22 protein-coding genes and 1 riboswitch are annotated in these 19,964 nt (G+C 54.8%); of the genes, 11 read left to right on the top strand and 11 right to left on the bottom strand.

The genetic code is table 11. The annotated features are described in order from the left end of the window. The first annotated feature begins 7 nt into the window (after positions 1–7). The 3 genes from AUMI_RS05765 to AUMI_RS05755 all read left to right on the top strand — a co-directional run bounded on the left by AUMI_RS05765 (position 8) and on the right by AUMI_RS05755 (position 4,637). A complete protein-coding gene (locus AUMI_RS05765) occupies positions 8–973 on the top strand; it encodes a quinone oxidoreductase family protein (RefSeq protein ID WP_096383495.1) in 966 nt (321 codons plus the stop codon). 16 nt (positions 974–989) lie between these two features. Continuing rightward, positions 990–2,642, top strand: coding sequence for a FumA C-terminus/TtdB family hydratase beta subunit (locus tag AUMI_RS05760; RefSeq protein ID WP_096382347.1), 1,653 nt, complete (start codon positions 990–992; stop codon positions 2,640–2,642). Between the two features lie 81 nt (positions 2,643–2,723). Continuing rightward, positions 2,724–4,637, top strand: coding sequence for a heavy metal translocating P-type ATPase (locus tag AUMI_RS05755; protein ID WP_096382344.1), 1,914 nt, complete (start codon positions 2,724–2,726; stop codon positions 4,635–4,637). Here the strand turns inward: AUMI_RS05755 and AUMI_RS05750 are convergent. The 6 genes from AUMI_RS05750 to purU all read right to left on the bottom strand — a co-directional run bounded on the left by AUMI_RS05750 (position 4,546) and on the right by purU (position 9,795). Then, on the bottom strand, positions 4,546–5,307 hold the full coding sequence (locus AUMI_RS05750; protein WP_231951715.1) for an FAD:protein FMN transferase: 762 nt from the start codon (positions 5,305–5,307) through the stop codon (positions 4,546–4,548). The genes AUMI_RS05755 and AUMI_RS05750 overlap by 92 nt on opposite strands. Positions 5,308–5,312: 5 nt before the next feature. Continuing rightward, a complete protein-coding gene (locus AUMI_RS05745) occupies positions 5,313–5,837 on the bottom strand; it encodes an FMN-binding protein (protein WP_197702054.1) in 525 nt (174 codons plus the stop codon). Then, positions 5,837–7,270 (bottom strand): ferredoxin reductase family protein, encoded by a 1,434-nt coding sequence (locus tag AUMI_RS05740; protein ID WP_231951713.1) that lies wholly within the window; start codon positions 7,268–7,270, stop codon positions 5,837–5,839. The genes AUMI_RS05745 and AUMI_RS05740 overlap by 1 nt, the downstream gene beginning before the upstream one ends. An 89-nt stretch (positions 7,271–7,359) precedes the next feature. Continuing rightward, positions 7,360–8,145 carry a dioxygenase family protein gene (locus tag AUMI_RS05735; protein WP_096382343.1) on the bottom strand — a complete coding sequence of 262 codons (786 nt, stop codon included), beginning with the start codon at positions 8,143–8,145 and terminating at the stop codon, positions 7,360–7,362. A 105-nt stretch (positions 8,146–8,250) separates the two neighbouring features. Next, positions 8,251–8,817 (bottom strand): YceI family protein, encoded by a 567-nt coding sequence (locus AUMI_RS05730; protein ID WP_096382340.1) that lies wholly within the window; start codon positions 8,815–8,817, stop codon positions 8,251–8,253. A gap of 123 nt (positions 8,818–8,940) precedes the next feature. Continuing rightward, complete coding sequence (gene purU, locus AUMI_RS05725; RefSeq protein WP_096382339.1) at positions 8,941–9,795, bottom strand: formyltetrahydrofolate deformylase; 855 nt, start codon at positions 9,793–9,795, stop codon at positions 8,941–8,943. 33 nt (positions 9,796–9,828) lie between these two features. Continuing rightward, positions 9,829–9,914: riboswitch (ZMP/ZTP riboswitch) on the top strand. A gap of 48 nt (positions 9,915–9,962) precedes the next feature. Here purU and glyA point away from each other — a divergent pair. Then, positions 9,963–11,243 (top strand): serine hydroxymethyltransferase, encoded by a 1,281-nt coding sequence (gene glyA / locus AUMI_RS05720; protein ID WP_096382336.1) that lies wholly within the window; start codon positions 9,963–9,965, stop codon positions 11,241–11,243. After that, on the top strand, positions 11,237–12,118 hold the full coding sequence (locus AUMI_RS05715; protein WP_096382334.1) for a bifunctional methylenetetrahydrofolate dehydrogenase/methenyltetrahydrofolate cyclohydrolase: 882 nt from the start codon (positions 11,237–11,239) through the stop codon (positions 12,116–12,118). Before glyA ends, AUMI_RS05715 begins: the two co-directional genes overlap by 7 nt. 115 nt (positions 12,119–12,233) lie before the next feature. Here the strand turns inward: AUMI_RS05715 and AUMI_RS05710 are convergent, their stop codons facing one another. Next, entirely contained in the window at positions 12,234–12,770 is a 537-nt protein-coding gene (locus tag AUMI_RS05710; RefSeq protein ID WP_096382330.1) for a gamma carbonic anhydrase family protein, read from the bottom strand. Positions 12,771–12,788: 18 nt separating this feature from the next. Beyond that, positions 12,789–14,336 carry a glycosyltransferase gene (locus AUMI_RS05705; protein WP_096382328.1) on the bottom strand — a complete coding sequence of 516 codons (1,548 nt, stop codon included), beginning with the start codon at positions 14,334–14,336 and terminating at the stop codon, positions 12,789–12,791. Between the two features lie 134 nt (positions 14,337–14,470). On the opposite strand from AUMI_RS05705, the gene AUMI_RS05700 reads away from it, so the two are divergent. The 3 genes from AUMI_RS05700 (at position 14,471) to AUMI_RS05690 (ending at position 16,880) form a co-directional block, all read left to right on the top strand. Further along, on the top strand, positions 14,471–15,100 hold the full coding sequence (locus tag AUMI_RS05700) for a hypothetical protein (RefSeq protein WP_197702053.1): 630 nt from the start codon (positions 14,471–14,473) through the stop codon (positions 15,098–15,100). A 114-nt stretch (positions 15,101–15,214) separates the two neighbouring features. Next, the gene (locus AUMI_RS05695; RefSeq protein WP_096382325.1) at positions 15,215–16,198 is read left to right on the top strand and encodes a pirin family protein; all 984 of its coding nucleotides are present in this window, start codon (positions 15,215–15,217) and stop codon (positions 16,196–16,198) included. A gap of 55 nt (positions 16,199–16,253) precedes the next feature. Further along, positions 16,254–16,880: a DUF998 domain-containing protein gene (locus AUMI_RS05690; RefSeq protein ID WP_096382323.1), complete on the top strand. Its 627-nt coding sequence runs from the start codon at positions 16,254–16,256 to the stop codon at positions 16,878–16,880. Positions 16,881–17,107: 227 nt separating this feature from the next. On the opposite strand, the gene AUMI_RS05685 is transcribed toward AUMI_RS05690, so the two are convergent. The 3 genes from AUMI_RS05685 to AUMI_RS05675 are packed head-to-tail and all read right to left on the bottom strand — an operon-like array spanning position 17,108 to position 18,999. Beyond that, on the bottom strand, positions 17,108–18,262 hold the full coding sequence (locus AUMI_RS05685; RefSeq protein ID WP_096382320.1) for a tyrosine-type recombinase/integrase: 1,155 nt from the start codon (positions 18,260–18,262) through the stop codon (positions 17,108–17,110). Between the two features lie 9 nt (positions 18,263–18,271). Further along, complete coding sequence (locus AUMI_RS05680; RefSeq protein WP_096382319.1) at positions 18,272–18,637, bottom strand: ImmA/IrrE family metallo-endopeptidase; 366 nt, start codon at positions 18,635–18,637, stop codon at positions 18,272–18,274. After that, positions 18,634–18,999, bottom strand: a complete 366-nt coding sequence (locus AUMI_RS05675; protein WP_096382316.1) for a helix-turn-helix domain-containing protein — start codon at positions 18,997–18,999, stop codon at positions 18,634–18,636. The genes AUMI_RS05680 and AUMI_RS05675 overlap by 4 nt, the downstream gene beginning before the upstream one ends. 78 nt (positions 19,000–19,077) lie before the next feature. On the opposite strand from AUMI_RS05675, the gene AUMI_RS05670 reads away from it, so the two are divergent. From AUMI_RS05670 to AUMI_RS05660, 3 genes are all read left to right on the top strand, one after another. Continuing rightward, positions 19,078–19,308: a helix-turn-helix domain-containing protein gene (locus AUMI_RS05670; protein WP_096382313.1), complete on the top strand. Its 231-nt coding sequence runs from the start codon at positions 19,078–19,080 to the stop codon at positions 19,306–19,308. Next, the gene (locus AUMI_RS05665; RefSeq protein WP_096382311.1) at positions 19,305–19,502 is read left to right on the top strand and encodes a helix-turn-helix domain-containing protein; all 198 of its coding nucleotides are present in this window, start codon (positions 19,305–19,307) and stop codon (positions 19,500–19,502) included. Before AUMI_RS05670 ends, AUMI_RS05665 begins: the two co-directional genes overlap by 4 nt. A gap of 111 nt (positions 19,503–19,613) precedes the next feature. Next, a complete protein-coding gene (locus AUMI_RS05660; RefSeq protein ID WP_096382308.1) occupies positions 19,614–19,904 on the top strand; it encodes a hypothetical protein in 291 nt (96 codons plus the stop codon). The last annotated feature ends 60 nt before the right edge of the window (positions 19,905–19,964 follow it).

Genomic DNA, 19,964 nt, shown 5'->3' with positions numbered 1-19,964 from the left:
GATGGCTATGACCAACGCCATTGTGATCTCTGAATTCGGAGACTCCTCTGTACTGAACTTCACTGATGTTCCCACCCCCACACCTGCCCCTGGTCAGGTGTTGGTGAAGATGCGGGCCACGGGTGTGAACTTCATTGAGATTTATCAGCGCAAGGGCATTTACTCGATACCCCTGCCCACTGTTCTCGGGGCTGAAGGGATGGGAATCATTGACGCCCTCGGTGAGGGCGTCACCAACCTCGAAGTTGGTCAGCGCGTTGCCTTCACCGATGGCATCTCGACCTATGCCGAGCATGCCCTCGTTGATGCCCAGAAAGCTTTGCTCATTCCTGAGGGCATGGATGACCTCACGGCAGCTGCGCTGCCGTTGCAAGGTCTCACCGCGCACTATCTGTCTTCCTCCACCTTTGCTCTCGGCCCAGAGCACACCGCACTGATCCATGCCGGCGCTGGTGGTGTGGGTTTGCTGTTGATTCAGTTGGCCAAGATGCGTGGGGCACGCGTGTTCACCACGGTTTCGGACGAATTCAAAGCTGAACTTGCCCGGGAAGCCGGTGCGGATGAGGTGTTGTCCTATGACGGTTTCGATGTTCGCGTCCGGGAGCTGACCAACGGCCGCGGCGTAGACGTCGTCTACGACGGCGTTGGTCAAGCCACCTTTGACCGCTCGCTGATGTCTTTGGCTATTCGCGGAATGATGGTCCTCTTTGGTGCAGCTTCTGGACCGGTGCCCGAATTTGATCTGCAACGGCTTAATTCTGGTGGCTCACTGTTCATTACTAGGCCCACACTGTGGAATTACCTCTTAACTGCTGAAGAGCGCATTTGGCGCTGGAGTGAGCTCACAGAAGCCGTCATTTCCGGCAAACTCAACGTTCGTATTGGCGGAACATACCCGCTAGCGCAAGCTGCACAGGCTCACGACGACTTGGCTGGCCGGAAAACCACCGGCAAACTGTTATTGCTTCCCTGAGAAAGATAAGGCACACATGAACAAGGGCGAATATCAGATTATTCACCGGCAGTCATCTGACTATGACTCAAAGCTGCTCAGCACGGACGGTGTTGAATCGGTCACCTTAGGTGACCACACCTTTACTCAGGTTTCACCTGAAGCCCTCGAGAACCTGGCATACACCGCCTACCGCGAGATCAACTACTTCCTGCGCCCAGCCCACCTGGCACAGCTGCGCAAGATCTTGGATGACCCTGAAGCTTCCGGCAACGATAAGTATGTTGCGCTGGATCTTCTCAAGAACGCCAACGTTGCCTCCGGTGGTGTGCTGCCCATGTGTCAGGACACTGGAACTGCGCTGGTCATGGCTAAGCGTGGCCACCGCATCTTGACCGATGGTCGCGATGCTGAATACATCACCAACGGTATTGCGAAGGCGTATCACGACCTCAACCTGCGTTACTCACAGATGTCTCCCGTGACCCTGTGGGATGAGGTGAACACCGGAACCAACCTTCCTGCCGAAGTAGATATTTCCCTCACCAAGGGTGACAGCTATGAATTCTTATTCATGGCTAAAGGTGGCGGTAGCGCCAACAAGACCTTCCTCTACCAAGAGACCAAGGCAGTACTCGAAGAGCAGCGTCTGCTGGAATTCTTGCGAGAGAAGATTGCCAGCCTCGGAACGGCTGCCTGCCCTCCCTACCACCTGGCCATTGTGATCGGTGGAACTTCCGCAGACTTCGCCGTGAAGACAGCCAAGCTCGCATCCACTCACTACTTGGACTCCCTGCCCACCGAAGGTGGCAAAGAAGGCCAAGCCTTCCGTGACGAAGCATTCGAGCAGAAGGTCTTCGAAATGACCCAAACCATTGGGTTTGGTGCACAGTTCGGTGGCAAGTATTTCTGCCACGATGTCCGTGTTGTTCGTCTTCCTCGCCACGGTGCATCGTTGCCGATTGCTATTGCAGTGTCCTGCTCGGCAGACCGCCAGTTGCTAGCAACCATCAATAAAGATGGAGTCTTTATTGAAGAGCTCGAACACGACCCTGCCCGTTTCATTCCCGAGACAGGTCTTGAGGCCATCGAGGAAGCATCACCCGGTGTTCCCATCAACTTGAACCAGCCTATGCCTGAGATTCTCAAAGAACTCTCTGCCTGCTCTATTGGTACTCGTGTGATGCTCACCGGAACCATGATTGTGGCTCGTGACATTGCACATGCTCGTATGCGTGAGCGTTTAGAACGTGGTGAAGGCCTGCCTGACTACGCGATGAACCACCCCATCTACTACGCAGGCCCTGCGAAGACTCCCGAAGGTCTGCCTACCGGCTCCTTCGGGCCCACCACGGCAGGCCGCATGGACAGCTACGTCGAAGAGTTCCAGAAGGCTGGCGGCTCCATGATCATGCTGGCTAAGGGTAACCGCTCCTCTGTCGTGACCAAGGCTTGTGGCACTTACGGTGGTTTCTATCTGGGTTCGGTCGGTGGTCCTGCTGCCCGTTTGGCTCAAGACAGCATTCGCTCGATGGAAATCATCGACTATCCCGAACTGGGCATGGAAGCTGTTTACAAAATCGAGGTAGAGAACTTCCCTGCCTTCGTCGTCGTCGACGATAAGGGTAATGACTTCTTCACCATGGACACCAGCAAGCCTTTGCTTCTCGGTCCCACCCGCACGAAGTAAACACATCAACGTTATGCAGGGGCTCTGTGAGCCCCTGCATTGTTTAACCACGCGTATGGTGTTCAGTGCCAGACTGGAAAGATGAACACGGTCGTCAGCTTCTTGCGGAAGAACCCCCTGTTCAGTGCCACGGGGGTTGTTGCCCTCGTTGGTGCCGCATTCGCACTCTCCGGCGCGAATGAGATTGCTCAATGGCTTTTGAGTATCTTTGCGCTCATTGTGGCAGCTAAAGAATCTGTCGGCATGGTTCGCTCGATTATCAAAGGCCACTGGGGTGTGGATGTTTTGGCGGTCACCGCCATTATTGCCACCGTGCTGGTAGGGGAATACTGGGCCAGCATCATCATCGTCTTGATGTTCACCGGTGGTGAAGCACTCGAAGACTATGCCGAACGCCGAGCCAAACAAGAGCTCACGGCACTGTTGGATAAGTCTCCCCAGATTGCCCACCGTGAGGTGTATTCCAGTGCGGGGGCCGAGCGCGGAGCGCTCTTTGCCACCGAGGATTGCCCCGTGGGCGATCTAAACGTGGGCAACATTGTCGTGATTAAGCCCGGGGAACTCATTCCCGTAGATGGCACACTGCTTTCTCCCGAGGCCACACTCGATGAATCTTCACTCACCGGTGAAAGCATTCCGGTGGAGCGCGTCACCGGTGAGGCACTGATTAGTGGTGCGGTCAATGGTGCCGCCGCCATCCGAATGGAAGTGACAGCCCGCGCTGAAGATAGCCAATATCAGCGCATTGTGCAGTTGGTGACCGAAGCGTCAGAAAGTAAAGCACCATTTATCCGCATGGCAGATCGCTATGCGATTCCGTTCACCATCGCTGCCTATGTCCTGGCTATTACTGCCTGGGTGCTCAGTGGTAACCCCACCCGCTTCGCCGAGGTGTTGGTTGTGGCCACACCGTGCCCGCTCATCATTGCGGCGCCGGTTGCCTTTATTGCCGGTATGAGCCGGGCAGCTCGCCACGGCATCATCGTGAAAAACGGCGGAACGTTAGAAAAGTTGGCCCGAATCAAAACGGTGGCCTTTGACAAAACAGGTACGCTCACCCACGGTCAGCCCGTGTTGAGCTCCGTCGTCACTGTTCCAGGCGTGGACGAGAACGAACTCATCCGTTTAGCTGCGATCGCTGAGCAATACTCTGCACACACTCTGGCCCACTCGATTGTCGAGGGGGCCCGCTCTCGCAACATCACGATTGCTCCGTGTGAGAACGTGAAAGAAACCACTGCTTCAGGACTCACTGCCAACATCGATGGCAAAACAGTAGTGGTGGGCAAATACAGTTTCATTGCTGAGCATGACCCCAATGCTGTGCGGGCGGAGATTGCCGCCGGTGAACTAGCTGTGTATGTCGCCATCGATGGAAAGTTCGCCGGAGCATTACTGCTCCGTGACGAACTGCGCAGCGATGCGCCAGATACCCTGCAGTGGCTTTCTGCCTTAGGGATTAAGCACACCCTCATGCTCACCGGCGATGGCAAGGTCACCGCTCAACACGTGGCTGATGCACTCGGTGTGACCAACGTGCAAGCAGAATGCTTGCCGCTGGATAAAGTTCGAGCAGTGGAGGCAGTGACGAACCGTCCGGTGATGATGGTGGGCGATGGTGTCAACGATGCACCTGTGCTCGCAGCGGCCGATGTGGGTGTGGCCATGGGAGCTAGGGGCTCCACTGCTGCCAGCGAATCGGCTGATGTCGTGATCATGAAAGATGATCTGCACCGCGTAGCCAGATCGATTGAAATAGGTCAGCAAACCATTCGCATTGCCACCCAAAGCATTTGGATTGGAATCTCTCTGAGCTTGGTGCTCATGGTCTTGGCCACCTTTGGATTCATTCCTGCCGTGGTGGGTGCTGGATTCCAAGAAATTATTGACGTGGTGACAATTCTTAACGCGCTACGAGCTCTTGGAACCTCGCGTTTGCTTGCACGGCTCCATCTAAGCCAACCGTCACTACAGCCACAGAAAAGTCTTGTGTGATTTGGTTGAGCGTCTCGCTGCCGCCAGAAATAATGGCGGTTGCTAACACGTCAGCAGTAATGATGTCCTGGGCAATCACAGTGGCCTGAACAAACTCTTTGGTTGTTTCTGGACGCAACCAGATGTGTTCCCCGCGCTCGGCCGAACCGGAGGTGGCCATCGCGGGAAATTCATCTGTCAGGCGAACAGCTGCCAGCAATGTGTTGCGGTCTGAAGGTTCGACAATGCCGGTAATCCAGCCAGGGATATCCTCTGCCTGGTTACCTGCAGTGGTGAGATCACCACCAACATTCACACTGAAGTTGGCAAAGCCAGCTTCAGTGAGTATCCCTGCAGCTTGATCGATGGCAACAGCTTTGATGGTTCCTGAAAGGTCAATAACGCCATCGGGGCGATGCGGGGTGAACGCACCGCCGGTGCGATCACGCCACTGCAGAGCCCGGGCGTATTCGTCACGCATGAGTTCACTGGAATCTGCCAGAGCGAGCTCGCCGGAGGCGATGCGGGAGGCTTCTGAGTCTTCCCGATACAAACTAAATGTCTCATTGAGCTGGGCGAAGTTGTGCTCCACTTCGTTGAGAACAGGGATGGCATCAGTAGTGCCCAAATCAGCATCAGCAATTCTGATGCTGACCATGGTTCCCATGGTCTCAAACGAGTGGACAGCCATGATACTTAGCCGGTGAAGCCCGCAGCATCCAGTGCAGACTGCAGGGACTGCAAGTAAGCCTGGGTTGTGTAAGTACCACCAGAGATGTTGGCCACGTGTGCGGACTGTGCAGTCAACACTTCTGATCGAACCATAGGGGCAACCTGCTGGCTAATTTGAATGGACTTCCGGTCGGCATCCGTGAGCTTCACGGCGATGACGTCGGTGATCTTTCCGCCGGAGATGACTGCCTGAACTTGAACAGTTCCAAAACGTGTGTTCACGAGGGAACCGTCATAGGTTCCATCGGCAGGACCGGAGGCAACCGGTGCCGTGGTGGCAGCTGGTGCTGCCGCACTGGTGTCGGTTGTGCTCGTCGAGTTAGAGGACGAGTTAGAGCTTGTTGCTGAGGAGACAGAGTTGCTGGTTCCTGAGGCAGAAGCCTGGCTCTCAGGAAGAGCAGAAACGAGAGTTCCCACTCCTGCCTGCCATCCAACGGCAATGATGGCTGCCGAACCCATTCCGGCGAAGAAAGCACTACGTGCGCGCATTAGAAATCAAACCTTTCTGCGTGAATCTGGTGATCCTGAAGACCCAGACGCTTTGCGTCACGGACCACGAGGTCCGTCCAGGGAGTGGGGCCACAAATGTATAAATCGGAGTTTTTGATCTGGGGGGCCAGGGTGAGCAAGCTTTCACCCTTGCTGTAGGCCTCGGCGGAAAGCCAGGTGTTCACACCCTTTGGACGGTGACCTACCAGGACGCGCAGCGATGCGGACTTCTCTACGCACAGATCATAGGTTTCTTGCCACAGGTAGACGTCCTGTGCATCGCTTCCGCGGAGAATCACGGTTGCCTCGAGAGGGTCCAGGTCTGAGCTTTCCAAGATGGCGCGGATGGGGGTGATACCAATACCAGCACCAACAAAGACAGCCACCTTCGTGGTTCTCGACGCATCAGTGAAGATTCCGTAGGGACCTTCGAAGCTCACGCGAGTTCCGGGCTTGAGCGAGAGTAAACGTGCACTTCCCTTACCCAGGTCACGAACCGTGATGCGCAGCGAGCGACCATCAGGATGTGCTGAGAGGGAGTAGGGGTGTGCATCCCACCACATGTTGGGAGCCCAGAAGCGCCAGGTGAAGAACTGTCCACCCTGTGCACGCAGAGCATTAATGTCGCGACCAGTCATGGTGACTGAGACAACACCGGGCGCTTCAATATCTACTGAGCTCACGCGCAGGTCGTGGCGCAGCGAGCTGGCCACAGGAATGATCACACGGAAGATGGTGATGGAAGCCAGGGCGCCGACATATAGTGCCATCCAGTACCAGCGAGCCCAGGTTCCTTCAGCGAACATCATTCCCTGGGTGAACTGGTGGGGAAGGGCGAGCAGGATTGCGCCGTAGCTGAGCAGGTGCACGATGTACCAAAACTCGTAGGAGAGCCTGCGGCGCACGATCACCAAAGAAGTAACCACTACCGCAATCAAGAGTCCAGTCGCGATGAACGCAATGGACATATCTTGCTGGTTCACAATCATGTCGATTGCTTCAGCAATCGGGTTCAAGCCCTGAGCAATGCCGTAGCCAATCATGAGCAAGAACATGTGAGCCAAGATCAGGTACAACACTGGCTTGCCCAGTTTGCGGTGCACGACCAAAGCCTTGTCGTGACCGAATGTGCGGTCAATTACAGGAATACGTGCAGCCAAGATGAGCATGATGAGCATGAGGTCAGAGCCGACCAGGCCGGTGACAATGCCGATACCGGTGGTGACATCTTTAAGGCTCAGGAAGTATGTTGCTCCGCCGTCTGCGAGGAAAAGTGCAAGAACGATGGCAACAGAGAAGTAGACGATCGTCTCGAGCAGATCACCGCGACGCAGACGAGCGGTGTAGCGCTGTTTGATCTGCTTTTCACGTGCCGTGGGCACGTTTTTTCCACGCGATGTTGCTGCAGCGGACAGTGGAGCTGTTGAGGTCATGAGATAAACCTGTCAGGCCTATCTGAAGGCACCCTATGGGGAACCTATGAATTACTTATGAAAGTTAGTGGCAGTGTTTGTAGCTATATTTACGCAAACTGCCAGGACCGCTTAGAGAGTCCGTACCAAAAGCCGTCAATAGTGCTGGTGTTATCTAAACCGCTGTCTAATGCAGCTCCCAGTGCGACATAAAGCGGAGCCCAGTGCTCAATGCGGGGATGTGCTTCATGGGCAGCTGGAGCGTCATCCCAGAAGTTCAGTAACGCATCAATGTCTTTGTTCTCTAACGCTTCGGCTGCCCAGTGATCGAACTCGGCTGAGGCCTGGGGTGGTGTCACATCAGGACCGGCACCGGGGTTGAACCAGCGCAGGTTGTGGGTTGTGAACCCCGAGCCAATAATCATTGTTCCGGCATCACGCAGCGGAGCAAGCTTGCGCCCCATCTCGAAAAGTTCCACCGGATTCAAACTCGGCAAAGATAACTGCAACACAGGAACATCCGCATCGGGATACATCTGGGTGAGTGGAACATAGGCACCGTGGTCGAGGCCTCGGCCCTGGTCCTGCTGGACCTGGGGGCCGAGCACACCAAGAACTTCTGTGGCTAGCTCTACTGCTGCAGGAGTGTCATATTGCATCTCGTAGTACTTGCTGGGGAACCCATAAAAGTCATAGACCAGGGGAGTGTGCTCCTGGGTTGAGCTGATGGTGGGGGGAGCTTCTTCCCAGTGCGCGGAGACCATCAAGATTTGCTTGGGTTTATCCAGTTCTTGGCCCCACGAAGCAAGTTCACCAGACCAGCGCTGGTCATCGACCAGCATGGGCGCACCATGGCTCATAAACAGGACGGGCTGTGTGGTGGTGTTCTCGCTCATGGTGGTCCTTTGAGGTGCTGTGTTGAAGATAAGGTTACGGGAGCAGGAAATATTCCCGAAGGGGTGTGGGGCGATGGAGACGACATCACCCCACACCAGGTTGAGCTAGGCCTGAAGCACGGCCTGGAAGTCGAGAGTGATCTTGACCTTCTCGCCGACGAGAACACCACCGGTTTCCAATGCTGCATTCCAGGTCAGACCAAAGTCTTCACGGTTGATCTCGGTTTCAGCTGAAGCAGCGACCTTGTAGTTGCCGTAGGGGTCGGTAGCAAAGCCACCGAGTTCGAATTCAAAGTCAACGCTCTTGGTGATGCCCTTGATGGTGAGATCACCGGTAACAATGAATTCACCGTCTTCGGCATCCTTAACCTTCACGCCAGTGGAGACGAAGGAGATGGTGGGGTAGGTGTCTGCTTCGAAGAAATCGTTGGTGCGCAAGTGACCGTCACGGTTTTCTTCGTTGGTGTTGATGGAGGCAACCTGAGCAACCGCAGACACCGTGGTGTCGAGGGGGTTCTCGCCGGTTACGAATGTGGCATCGAAGTCTTCGAAGGTGCCCTTGACCTTGCTGATCATGAGGTGGCGAACAGAGAAGCCGACCGAGGAGTGGGTCTTGTCGATGGTCCAGGTTCCAGCCTTGTAGCCAGGAATGGTTTCAGCAGTAATAGTCATGAATGTTTCTTTCGTGTTGGGGTATCCGTGAGAGTTCTCTCAGTGGGGCTAACCCGACAGCGACGAAACTATTCCCGCGAATGGAAAACTAACGTCTTAACTTTTGGTGAACGAGAGATGTTGCTATTTGAAGATGATGGTGCGTTGACCGTCGCGGAGCACGCGGTCTTCAGCAAACCACTTCACAGCCTGGGTGAGGGTGCGACTTTCTTCGTCTTGACCGATGGCGACGAGTTCTTCTGGCGTGCGGGAGTGATCCACCCGGACAACGTTTTGCTCAATGATGGGGCCTTCATCTAAGTCTGTGGTGACGAAGTGGGCAGTGGCACCAATGAGTTTCACACCGCGAGCGTGAGCCTGCTTGTAGGGGTTTGCTCCCTTGAAGCCAGGCAAGAAGCTGTGGTGAATGTTGATGATTTTGCCTTCGAGCTTGTTACACAATTCGGGAGAGAGAACTTGCATATAGCGGGCAAGCACAACTAATTCGATGTCATGTTCTTCCACGACCTCAAGCAGCCGCTTCTCGAATGCCGCTTTCTGCTCAGGTGAGGTCACCGGCATGGATTCGAAGGGAATGCCATAGAAGCCGGCGAGATCTGCCAGGTCAGTGTGGTTACTCAGCACAAGAGGAATATCGACAGGCAGTTGTCCTGCCCGCTGACGGAAGAGGAGGTCGTTGAGGCAGTGCGCTGCCTTGGTGGCGAGCACGAGGGTGCGCAGGGGGCGACCAACCACATCCAAGCGCCAGTCCATGTCATATGCGCTGGTGACTGGCTGCAGTGCCAGCTCAAATTCTTCACGGCTAGCTGTGGTCTCTACCTGCAAGCGCATGAAGAAAGTTCCAGTGTCATCGCTGGAGAATTGCTGGCTCTCGGTGATATTTCCATTGGCTGCAACAATGGCGCCGGATACTGCGTGAACAATGCCGGGTTTATCGGCACAAACAAAGGTGAGTACCCAGTGCGTAGCTTCAGACATGTATCAAGATTATTGCCTTCAAGCTTGGTAGACTGACACGGTCGCAACTGGCGTTGAGATGGGTTTCCATCGGGGAGCGATTAACGGATCGGATGTGGCCGAACGCCTGGGCCATAACGAAAAAACCTGTTACCGGGTTTGTCCCGGTCTACACCTAGGAGCCAACTGTGTCTTCAGATAACACCTTCAACGCCCCGCTCTCCGAGGTTGACCCCGAGATTGCTGCAGTCCTGCAGGATGAACTCGGCCGTCAGCGCGACTTCCTCGAGATGATTGCCTCCGAGAACTTCGTTCCTCGTGCAGTGCTCGAATCTCAGGGTTCTGTCCTCACCAACAAGTACGCCGAAGGCTACCCCGGCAAGCGCTACTACGGTGGTTGCGAATTTGTTGACGTAGCTGAAAGCCTCGCAATTGAGCGCGCAAAGAAGCTCTTCGGTGCTGCCTACGCCAACGTTCAGCCACACTCCGGTGCTACCGCTAACGCTGCTGTACTGCACGCGATTGCTCAGCCTGGTGACACCATCTTGGGTCTTGAACTTGCACACGGTGGACACCTCACCCACGGCATGAAGCTCAACTTTTCTGGTCGCATCTACAACCCTGTTGCGTACGGTGTTGACCCTGAAACGTTCCTGGTCGACATGGAGGTCGTGCGCAAGCTCGCTCACGAGCACAAGCCTGCTGTGATCATCGCGGGATGGTCTGCTTACCCACGTCAGCTCGACTTTGCTGAATTCCGTGCAATCGCCGACGAGGTCGGCGCCAAGCTCTGGGTCGACATGGCTCACTTCGCTGGTTTGGTTGCTGCTGGTTTGCACCCCAACCCCGTTCCTTACGCTGACGTTGTTTCCACCACCGTGCACAAGACCTTGGCAGGTCCTCGCTCCGGTTTGATCCTCAGCCGTGACGAAGAACTGGCTAAGAAGCTCAACTCTGCAGTGTTCCCTGGACAGCAGGGTGGACCACTCATGCACGTCATCGCAGCGAAGGCAACCGCCTTCAAGCTGGCAATGGAACCTGCATTCAAGGACCGCACCGAGCGCACACTTCGTGGTGCCCAGATCATTGCTGAGCGCCTCACCCAGGCAGATATGAAGGAAGCCGGCGTGGACGTCCTCACCGGTGGAACCCAGGTTCACCTGGTTCTCGTTGACCTGCGTAACTCTCCACTGGATGGCCAGCAGGCAGAAGATGTTCTGCACGCTGCCGGTATCACCGTGAACCGTAACGCTGTTCCCTTCGACCCACGTCCACCTATGGTGACCTCGGGTTTGCGTATTGGAACTCCTGCATTGGCAACTCGTGGCTTCGGCGACGTTGAGTTCACCGAGGTTGCAGACATCATTGCTGAGGCACTCAAGCCCGGTGCAGATGTGTCTGCGCTCAAGGCTCGCGTGAAGGTTCTCACCGAGAAGTTCCCACTGTACCCAGGCCTCGAGCAGTGGTAGCAGTCACTCTCGACGGAAAAGCTACCGCTTCTGCCGTCAAGGGTGAACTCGCACAACGCATCGCAGCACTCAAAGCCCAGGGCATTACCCCTGGCTTGGGAACGCTGCTGGTTGGCGATGACCCTGGATCGCATTCGTATGTCTCGGGTAAACACCGCGACTGTGCTGAAGTAGGTATCAATTCGATTCGAATTGATTTGCCTGCAACAGCCACTCAGGCTGATGTTGAAGCTGCCATTAAGCAGCTCAACGAAGACCCTGCTGTCACCGGTTACATCGTGCAGTTGCCATTGCCCAAGGGCCTCGATGAGCATGCTGCTCTTGAGTTGATTGACCCTGCGAAAGATGCTGATGGCCTGCATCCCATGAACTTGGGGCGCTTGGTTATGGGTATTGAAGGTGAGCTGGCTTCGCCACTTCCGTGCACTCCTGCCGGGATTGTGGAATTGCTCACTCGCTATGACGTTCCACTGTCAGGCAAGCATGTCACTGTGGTGGGCCGTGGGCTGACCGTGGGGCGCCCACTAGGACTCTTGCTAACACGCAAGGGCGTAGATGCCACGGTGACACTCACTCACTCCCGCACCGTCAACATCGAGGACGACATTCGTCGCGCCGATGTTGTCGTTGCCGCTGTGGGTGTTCCTCACTTCATCAAACCTGAGTGGGTCAAGCCCGGTGCTGCTGTGTTGGACGTGGGAATTACTCGTGTTGAGAATGCAGAAACGGGCAAAGCACAGCTCACCGGTGATGTTGATCCCGCGGTTGCTGAGATTGCTGGCCACTTCTCACCAAACCCCGGCGGAGTTGGTCCCATGACCAGGGCCATGCTTTTGGCGAATGTGGTGAAGGCTGCGGAACAGGCGCTTTCTTAAATTCTCAAAAGAATGAAGAATCAGGTTTTCCGGCTTTGCGCGTAAGTCGGAAAATGGAGCCTAGTTTTTCCGACTTATTACATAACCCGGAATAACTTCCATCAATGAAAAGTAATTACGCTGTTGCTTCAGCTTTGTAAATCTCCAGGCGTTTACGGTAGTTCGCCGCATTGTTTCGCACAGCCTCTTGCTCTTCTGGAGTGAGTTCGCGGCGCACCTTCGCTGGCACACCCGCAACCAGTGAACCCGGAGGAACAATTGTTCCCTCCAGAACGAGCGCACCGGCAGCAACTAAAGAACCCTTGCCAATCACAGCACCGTTCATCACGGTGGCATGCATGCCAATGAGGCAATCATCTTCCACAGTGCAGCCGTGAATAACCGCGTTGTGTCCCACAGACACGTTCTTACCCAGTGTGAGGGGATAGCCAGTGTCGACGTGGCCACTGACGTTGTCTTGGATGTTGGAGCCCTCACCGATCACGATTGGTTCGTAGTCTCCACGCAGCACCGCGTTGAACCAGATACCCACGTTGGCGTGCAGCGTGACATCGCCGGCCAGGCGACCGCCTGGTGCGATGTAGCACGAGTCATCAACGACCGGAGTGCCATAGGTGGGAACAGAAATGATCTGGGCATCAGGAGAAGTCATGCTCCCAAGCCTAGAAGGTTAACGCCGAGGTGGCGGAGGAAGTTTGGGCCCAATTTCAGGATTGGTTTTTTCATAGTGGCGGGCAGCATTCCAAGCCTGCCATTTACGCAGTGTTCGCCACCAGGCTGCAGACTTATGTTTCCACGCCTTCGTCAACTCTTTGCCCCACAGCTGTAACACGGCCTCGTCGTTGAAACCCTGCACGGTTGCGATGGCTGCCTCACGCATGGCCGTTACTTTTTCAGCAGGTAGCTGCTGCAAGGTGGCAATGGCTTGTGCCATTGCTGTGACATCCCCGTCAGGAATGAGGAAGCCGTTAACACCGTGGGTAATCAGATCACTGGGGCCATAGCGAATATCAAAAGCAATCGGAATACACCCAGCTGCCATACCCTCTAACAACACAAGGGGTGTGCCTTCCGTTTCAGAGGTAATGAGAATAAAAGAAGCTGTCTTTGTTTCTTCCAGAGCCGTGGTGCTGTAGCCGTGCAAGGTGGTGTACTCACCGGCGTTGTGCTCCGCCAGGGCTGCCTCGACCTCGGGACGCGTCTCCCCATCGCCATAGACATCCAGACTCAACCCAGAGCCCACCATCAGCTGTGCTCGTGAAGTTGCTTCAATCGCAAGATGCACACGCTTACGAGGAATAAAGGTAGCGACAACGAGTCCCCGGTTCACTTGGCGCTCAACCGTAATCGAAGCAGGATCTGGCAATGGCACCGAGTTTGGAATCACTACCAGATTGGGGCTTGCCCCCATGACGGCCGTAATGTCTTTGCGCTGACGTTTGGTCAAAGCTGCAACCAGATCGAATCCCGGTAACTCACGAATGCTCTTGTGTCGTACTTCTGAAAGAATGGGGCGACCATCAGAAGTTGTGCCCTCAATGTGTGCGCCCTGAATGACGTGCACCGTCAGTGCATTGCGGCGACGATAACCCACAAACATTCCCACTGCCGTCTTGCTGTCAATCACGAAGGTGGTCTGTTGTGATCCAAATCTGCGATCAAGCACCCAGTGATAGAAATCATTCTGGAACTTCCACAGCTTGAACGGTTCACCTGCGTGGTCACACACAATGATGCGGCGTCCGCCTCGGATTCCGCGCTCGCGGAAGTCCCGGCGGTCGCTGAGCATCAGCGTTCCATCTGCGCGGTAGTGATCGGTTTGCAAGATGGTGAGCTCGTCTGCGGCATAGCGGATGCGGCTGTAGAGAACACCGTCTCGGTAAAGCTCCTCAAACTCATCACCGTCACCCAGGGGTGTAAAGGCTTCATTGAGCTTGGGTGAAGGTCCAGTAGGTCGTGAGGGAATGTGTTCAGTGCGTAACCAATCCCAGATGTTCTCAATCGAGACGTCTCCATCGAGACGACCGAGCTGCCGCATCTGCTCTTCGATTTGGTCATAGTGTGGATAGCTATCGAAGGTCAGAACAATCACATGACCAGCACCGGCCTGGCTCAAGATTCCAGCGCGGTGTAACAGAGTGACAGTGAGCCCACCTGATTCGGGTCGAACGCCCCAGGTCACGCTGACGTAGTTCGAGGCAGGGAGGGAAAAACTCACCTGCCTATGTTAGTTCGTTCACAAGCCGAATGTGACGGCTCGCGACTAGCCAGCAAGCTCCGAGGAAACTCACAAGTTACTCTTAACCAGGATTTTCCCCCGCACACCCAATATGAAAAGAGAGTGTTCTCCTGATGGCTAAGTCATCTTTCCTCGCCTCGCTCAAGAAGGCATTCCGTTCCGGCGCAAAGCAGGCCGGTGCAACCGCAGCAGAAGTTGTTGTCAAGGTTGAAGACGTTGCAGCAGATGTGACCGCAGCATCCAAGGATGCCGCTGCCACCATCAAGAAAGACGCAGCAAAGACCACCGCAGCAGTTAAGAAGACTGTTGCTGCAAAGAAGCCAGCTGCTAAGCCAGCAGCAAAGAAGGCTCCCGCTAAGCCTGCTGCAAAGACCGCTGCTGCTAAGCCAGCTGCAAAGAAGGCTCCTGCCAAGCCAGCCGCGAAGCCCGCTGCAAAGAAGCCAGTAGCTAAAACTGCTGCTGCAAAGCCAGCCACCAAGGTTGCTGCGAAGCCTGTTGCGAAGAAGGCTCCAGCTAAGCCAGCTGCAAAGCCTGCAGCAAAGTCTCCTGCTAAGCCTGCTGCGAAGCCTGCTGCAAAAACCGCTGCTGCGAAGCCTGCTGCAAAGAAGGCTCCTGCCAAGCCAGTAGCTAAGCCAGCTGCCAAGAAGGCACCTGCAACCAAGCCTGCTGCGAAGCCCGTTGCAAAGAAGGCTCCTGCTAAGCCAGCTGCAAAGCCTGCAGCTAAGCCAGCAGTCAAAAAGTAACTTCGGTTTCTTAACTCAGTCAATGGCACCCTTCGGGGTGCCATTGATCGTTAACAGGGAATACTTGAAGAACTATTCGACTTATCAGTAGTGGATCTCACTAAGGAGAACACAATGCCCGCAGTCACCGCTGATACGTTCACGCTTCCCCACCTGGCTCCTGCCGTTGGCCGAGCACGTGCAATTAAGTCGGTAACTCGAGGGCCTCAAGCTTTTGAGGGTGACGGTTTTCCCGTGACCCGTGCTTTCGCTGGAGTCTCCTACCAAGACATTGATCCCTTCATTCACATGGATCAGATGGGTGAAGTTGAATATGCACCGTACGAACCACGTGGCACCTCATGGCACCCCCACCGTGGTTTTGAGACCTTCACGTACATGATCGATGGCACTTTCCAGCACCAAGACAACCACGGCGGTGGTGGCATTATCGAAAACGGTGCGACCCAGTACATGACTGCTGGTTCTGGTGTGCTGCACATCGAAACTCCACCAGATGAGCTGGTGATGTCTGGTGGTTTCTTCCACGGCATCCAGTTGTGGATCAACCTGCCGGCAGAAAAGAAGATGACAGCACCGAACTACCAAAACCTTGCCGGTGGTGACGTTGAGCTGCTTTCCAGTCAAGATGGCGGCGCACTCATTCGCGTCATCGCAGGTGAGATTGACGGACATGTGGGTCCTGGAAAGTCACAGACTCCCATGACTATTGCACACGTCACGTTAGCTCCCGGAGCGTCGGTGTCTATTCCGTGGAACCCAGAGTTCAATGCCCTTGCCTACACCCTCGCTGGTCAAGGATCCGTGGGTGAAGGTGAGCTGGGTGGAAGTGCTGCACCTATCAGCGCAGGAAGCCTCGCTGTCATGGTTGATGGTGATCGTGTTGTTCTCACTGCAGATAAAACTCAGGATGCTCGTAACGGAGCACTGGATGTTCTCCTGCTTGGTGGTTTGCCCATCAAGGAGACAGTCGTTGCTTATGGACCGTTTGTGATGAACACCAAAGAGGAAGTAATTCAAGCCCTCGAAGACTTCAACTATGGGCGCTTTGGTCAGATCCCTGACGACGCACTTCAGCCATTCCACCACCGGCACTAACTTTCCTGTGCAGGTGCATAGATAGCCCCGTAAGCTCTCATGCGAAAGGGGCAACATGGCTCAAGCTGATAAGCAACCGCAACTGGTCAGTCGATTGCTGCTTTTCTTGGCCGTCTTGGGGCCTGTCCAGTCAGTACTGGGCTGGAGCTTATCCGCTGCCCTCTGGCCTGGCTATGACCCGATAACCCAAACAATTAGTGAGTTGGCATCACCGGAATCTCCGGTGAGATATCTCCAGTCAAGCTTTTTTCTCCTGGGTGCACTAATCGACATCATTGTTGCTCTGCAGTTCAAGGTGATAGCCAAACCTGCTCGCGTGTTGTTTTTTCTGGGCGGGCTGGCAACAATTGGTCTCACGATTTTCCCCACCCCGTTGGTAGGCGTCTCAGAGCCTCACAGAGTTTTTGCCACCATTTCGTTTGTGATTTTTTCAATATGGCCAGTCTTTGGCATGCGGTTTGGTCGCCAATGGCCCCCCATCGTTCGACCGCTTGCGTCTATTGTTGGGACGCTCGTTCTTGGAGCTATCGCTTTCGCGTTCTTAAGCGTGTGGACGAATCCTGAAATCCACACGGCAGGATTGTGGGAACGGGTTGTCACAACTAGCCAAGCGATCTACCCAGCTCTCGTGATATTCCTTTCTTGGCTGTTTTTGAAAAACCGCAACCACAACGTGAGCTGAGGCAACCCGGGTTAATGCAAAGAATCCCTCACCGTTTGGTGAGGGATTCAGCTGTAGGCCCCGTGGGGATCGAACCCACGACCCTCGGATTAAAAGTGTAGTTTCAATGTTTTCGCTAGTGTTCGCCTGCGTATATTTTCCCTGTTCAGGGGCCATATTTATTTTTTGACTGTTCGCTGAAATCCGCTGATATTCGGCTCATAGGGTCCCACATAGGGTCCCAGAGACTACTTCGGAGCGAAGGCGTTGAGGCGTTCAGCCAGGGTGACTTTCTTTTCTTCCAGAGCGTGTACGTACACCCGATATGTGAACGATGGATCTGAGTGTCCGAGAGTTGCAGCGACGACTGCAACGTCCCCAATCTGGTCGAGCATGATGGTGGCAGCTGTGTGGCGTGCTGTGTATCGACGGGTGTGTGGCAGTCCGGCTTGTGATACGAGTTCGCGCCAGTGGTCATCGTCGAGGCGTGTGGAGATTGGCATGCCGTTGCGTTGTGTGAATACGAGTGGAATTGGTTTGCCGTTGTATTGCCATCCAACCCAGTCGTCACCTTCTTCAGCGCGGATGCGGAGCTGTTGTGCGCGATGCTCTACAAGGAGCTGTGTGAGGAATTGAGGCATTTTCACAGTTCGGTGACCTGCATCTGTCTTGGGTGCGTCTTTGAGGATTAGGCCGCGTCCTGCGATGTGTTGTAGCTGGTGGCGAACGTGGAGTTCACCGGCCTCGAGGTCGATGTTGTCCCAGGTGAGTCCGAGTGCTTCTCCTGGTCGTAGTCCGAGCAGAAGTGCGATGACCCATCGTGCTCTGTAGGGGGAGTTTTCTGCAGCTGCGAGGATGGCTTGGGCGTCAGCGATTGAGAGTGCTTCTGTTTGTGCTTTTGGTACTGCTGGGATGCTGACCAGAAGTGCAACATTTCGTCCTGCGTGGCCTCGCTGGGTAGCGATTTTCAGTGCTCGTCGAATGATGGAGTGAGCTTGTCTGACTGTCGCTGGGCTGACTGGCTTCTTGAGTTTCTGGTGTGTGCCGTCTCGCATGGAGTTGTAGAGCTTTTCCAGGTGTTCTGGCTTGAGCTTTTCCAGAGTTATTGATCCGATGACTGGGTTGATGTAGTGGTTCAGGTACCACCGGTATCCCTGGTGTGTCATTGGTGCTAGTTCTGCGATGGCTTCTAGCCAGTGTGTTGACCAGGCTTCGAATGTTGGTGATGAACCTGATGTGAGGGTTCCGGCGTCGCGTCGCTGGAGTAGCTCTCTGCGCTTTTGTGCTGCTTCAGCTTTTGTGCTGGCGCGGACAGATTTGCGTTTGCCGTCGACTGTTACTCGGGCACGCCAGCCGTCGCCATCGCGGACGATGGAGCCTTCACCTTTTGATGCTCTGGCCATTGGGTTTCCTTATGCGGATTTGAGGAATACTTCGAGGAGGTTGAGTGTCACTCCGACTTCGTTTGCCCACACGTTTGGGTCTGAGCTGGTCCTGCGGACGTAGTCGAGGTGTTGTGGGTCTATGAGGTGGCGTGCTGCGAAGTGGTCGGCTTGCCGTTCAAGTTTGGGGGTGGAGTGTCTGTGGCCTAGGCATGCATGTCCAAGTTCGTGGGCGAGGACTGAGCGTTCGTGGACGGCTCTCATGCGTGGCTGTAAGAAGATGGCGTGAAGGTCTGGGACCCACAGGCCATTTGACGTAGTTAGCCTCCTGTAAACGATTTGTATCCCCAACCGTTCAGCGTGCTCGAACGGATTGTATCCCCCAGGTTTGGTCATGGTATTTCTGGTTCCCCCGAATCGTGGTTGTTGTGGTCTGCTGCTTTCTCGTATTGGTCGAGGTCGATTGCCTCGAGGTTTTGATTTTGCCGGAGGGGACTGACATTCAGATACCTAGTTTCTTTGTCAGCTGTCGAGACTACTTCCACGATGTTGAGCTTGAGGACGTCGCACACTGCATCGAGCTGGTCAATGTCCCAATGTTTGGTCCCCTGAAGCATGTTTACAAGGAGGGGACGAGAGATTCCAGACTCTTTTGAGAGGGCCATGTTGGTCATCTTTCGGTCTGTTTTCTCTTTGTTGATGCGGACTGCTATCGCCTTTGTGAAGCTGCTTGGTTCCGGCTTGCTACCTGTTGGCATACCTTTAGTGTCTCATAGGCGACACGCCGAAACAAGCGATGTGCAAGAAGCTGTGAGTTTCCTACTAAAGTGTTCCATATGGAACAGAACGGGAATAAATCAGGCCAGGTCGCACAGCGAATCCTGACCCATCTCAACGACCAGGGACTTTCACAACGGTGGCTGGCAGAGCAGACAAGCATCCCTCTGGCAACACTCAACCGTCGCGTGCAGGGACGCACCTCTTTCACCTTGGAAGAGCTGTACAGCGTCGCTAACGCTCTCGAAACCTCAGTCGCTGATCTAGTCACTCTGGAGGTAAACGCATGAACGAGGCAGTTCGTCTTTACCCAGTAGCTAAAGCAGCTGAAGTCCTGGGCATCGGTCGCACATTCATGTACGAGCTAATCAACTCAGGCCAAATCCGCGTCGTAGAACTTGGCTCCACTCGCGCAAAACAGCGAGTCCGAGCAGACGACCTTCAAGCATTCATCGACTCACGAACATACGGGTCGAAGAACTAAGCCACCAGGGTCGGTCCTCATTCTCCCCCGAGTGCCTCCACCGGCCCTGGTCCTAAACCGCACAAAGAAAAACCCTCCAGCTGGAACTGGAGGGAAGTTGAAAGGAAAACCATGCAGAACGGAAAAACCCTTCGTGACGAGGGTATCGCATTAGTCCTCCAAAAGGCTGATGATTCATGGAAAGAAGAGGCATATCAAGTGATTGAGACTCTTGCAAACAAGGGACCATTCACTTCTGATGATGTTTGGGCTAACTTGTCCACTCCTCCTCACCACGGGAACGCAATCGGTGCAGTGATCTTGCACGCTGCTAAGCGTTTCAATCTCAAGCGTGTTGGCTACAAGCCTTCAGAGCGTCCCTCAAGCCGTCACCACGTTCTCGCAGTTTGGGACCTCGCATGAACGACTACAAGGACGACAACGGCCTCGCAATCGGCTGTGGTGTCGTCGCAGTACTCGTCC

This window comes from Aurantimicrobium minutum (assembly GCF_002355535.1).
In the GTDB taxonomy this organism is placed as follows: Bacteria; Actinomycetota; Actinomycetes; order Actinomycetales; family Microbacteriaceae; genus Aurantimicrobium; species Aurantimicrobium minutum.
Note: the sequence above shows the minus strand (reverse complement) of the source record. Positions and strands in the feature narration are given on the sequence as shown.

Bases quoted from the DNA above. Each gene is read 5' to 3' on its own strand.
- AUMI_RS05700 (WP_197702053.1), top strand. From the start codon at position 14,471: ATGGCTAAGTCATCTTTCCTCGCCTCGCTCAAGAAGGCATTCCGTTCC.
- AUMI_RS05765 (WP_096383495.1), top strand. From the start codon at position 8: ATGACCAACGCCATTGTGATCTCTGAATTCGGAGACTCCTCTGTACTG.
- AUMI_RS05690 (WP_096382323.1), top strand. From the start codon at position 16,254: ATGGCTCAAGCTGATAAGCAACCGCAACTGGTCAGTCGATTGCTGCTT.
- AUMI_RS05755 (WP_096382344.1), top strand. From the start codon at position 2,724: ATGAACACGGTCGTCAGCTTCTTGCGGAAGAACCCCCTGTTCAGTGCC.
- AUMI_RS05750 (WP_231951715.1), bottom strand. From the start codon at position 5,307: ATGGCTGTCCACTCGTTTGAGACCATGGGAACCATGGTCAGCATCAGA.
- AUMI_RS05670 (WP_096382313.1), top strand. From the start codon at position 19,078: ATGGAACAGAACGGGAATAAATCAGGCCAGGTCGCACAGCGAATCCTG.
- purU (WP_096382339.1), bottom strand. From the start codon at position 9,795: ATGTCTGAAGCTACGCACTGGGTACTCACCTTTGTTTGTGCCGATAAA.
- AUMI_RS05735 (WP_096382343.1), bottom strand. From the start codon at position 8,145: ATGAGCGAGAACACCACCACACAGCCCGTCCTGTTTATGAGCCATGGT.
- AUMI_RS05675 (WP_096382316.1), bottom strand. From the start codon at position 18,999: ATGCCAACAGGTAGCAAGCCGGAACCAAGCAGCTTCACAAAGGCGATA.
- AUMI_RS05740 (WP_231951713.1), bottom strand. From the start codon at position 7,270: ATGACCTCAACAGCTCCACTGTCCGCTGCAGCAACATCGCGTGGAAAA.
- AUMI_RS05710 (WP_096382330.1), bottom strand. From the start codon at position 12,770: ATGACTTCTCCTGATGCCCAGATCATTTCTGTTCCCACCTATGGCACT.
- AUMI_RS05695 (WP_096382325.1), top strand. From the start codon at position 15,215: ATGCCCGCAGTCACCGCTGATACGTTCACGCTTCCCCACCTGGCTCCT.
- AUMI_RS05665 (WP_096382311.1), top strand. From the start codon at position 19,305: ATGAACGAGGCAGTTCGTCTTTACCCAGTAGCTAAAGCAGCTGAAGTC.
- AUMI_RS05660 (WP_096382308.1), top strand. From the start codon at position 19,614: ATGCAGAACGGAAAAACCCTTCGTGACGAGGGTATCGCATTAGTCCTC.
- AUMI_RS05730 (WP_096382340.1), bottom strand. From the start codon at position 8,817: ATGACTATTACTGCTGAAACCATTCCTGGCTACAAGGCTGGAACCTGG.
- AUMI_RS05760 (WP_096382347.1), top strand. From the start codon at position 990: ATGAACAAGGGCGAATATCAGATTATTCACCGGCAGTCATCTGACTAT.
- AUMI_RS05680 (WP_096382319.1), bottom strand. From the start codon at position 18,637: ATGACCAAACCTGGGGGATACAATCCGTTCGAGCACGCTGAACGGTTG.
- AUMI_RS05685 (WP_096382320.1), bottom strand. From the start codon at position 18,262: ATGGCCAGAGCATCAAAAGGTGAAGGCTCCATCGTCCGCGATGGCGAC.
- AUMI_RS05745 (WP_197702054.1), bottom strand. From the start codon at position 5,837: ATGCGCGCACGTAGTGCTTTCTTCGCCGGAATGGGTTCGGCAGCCATC.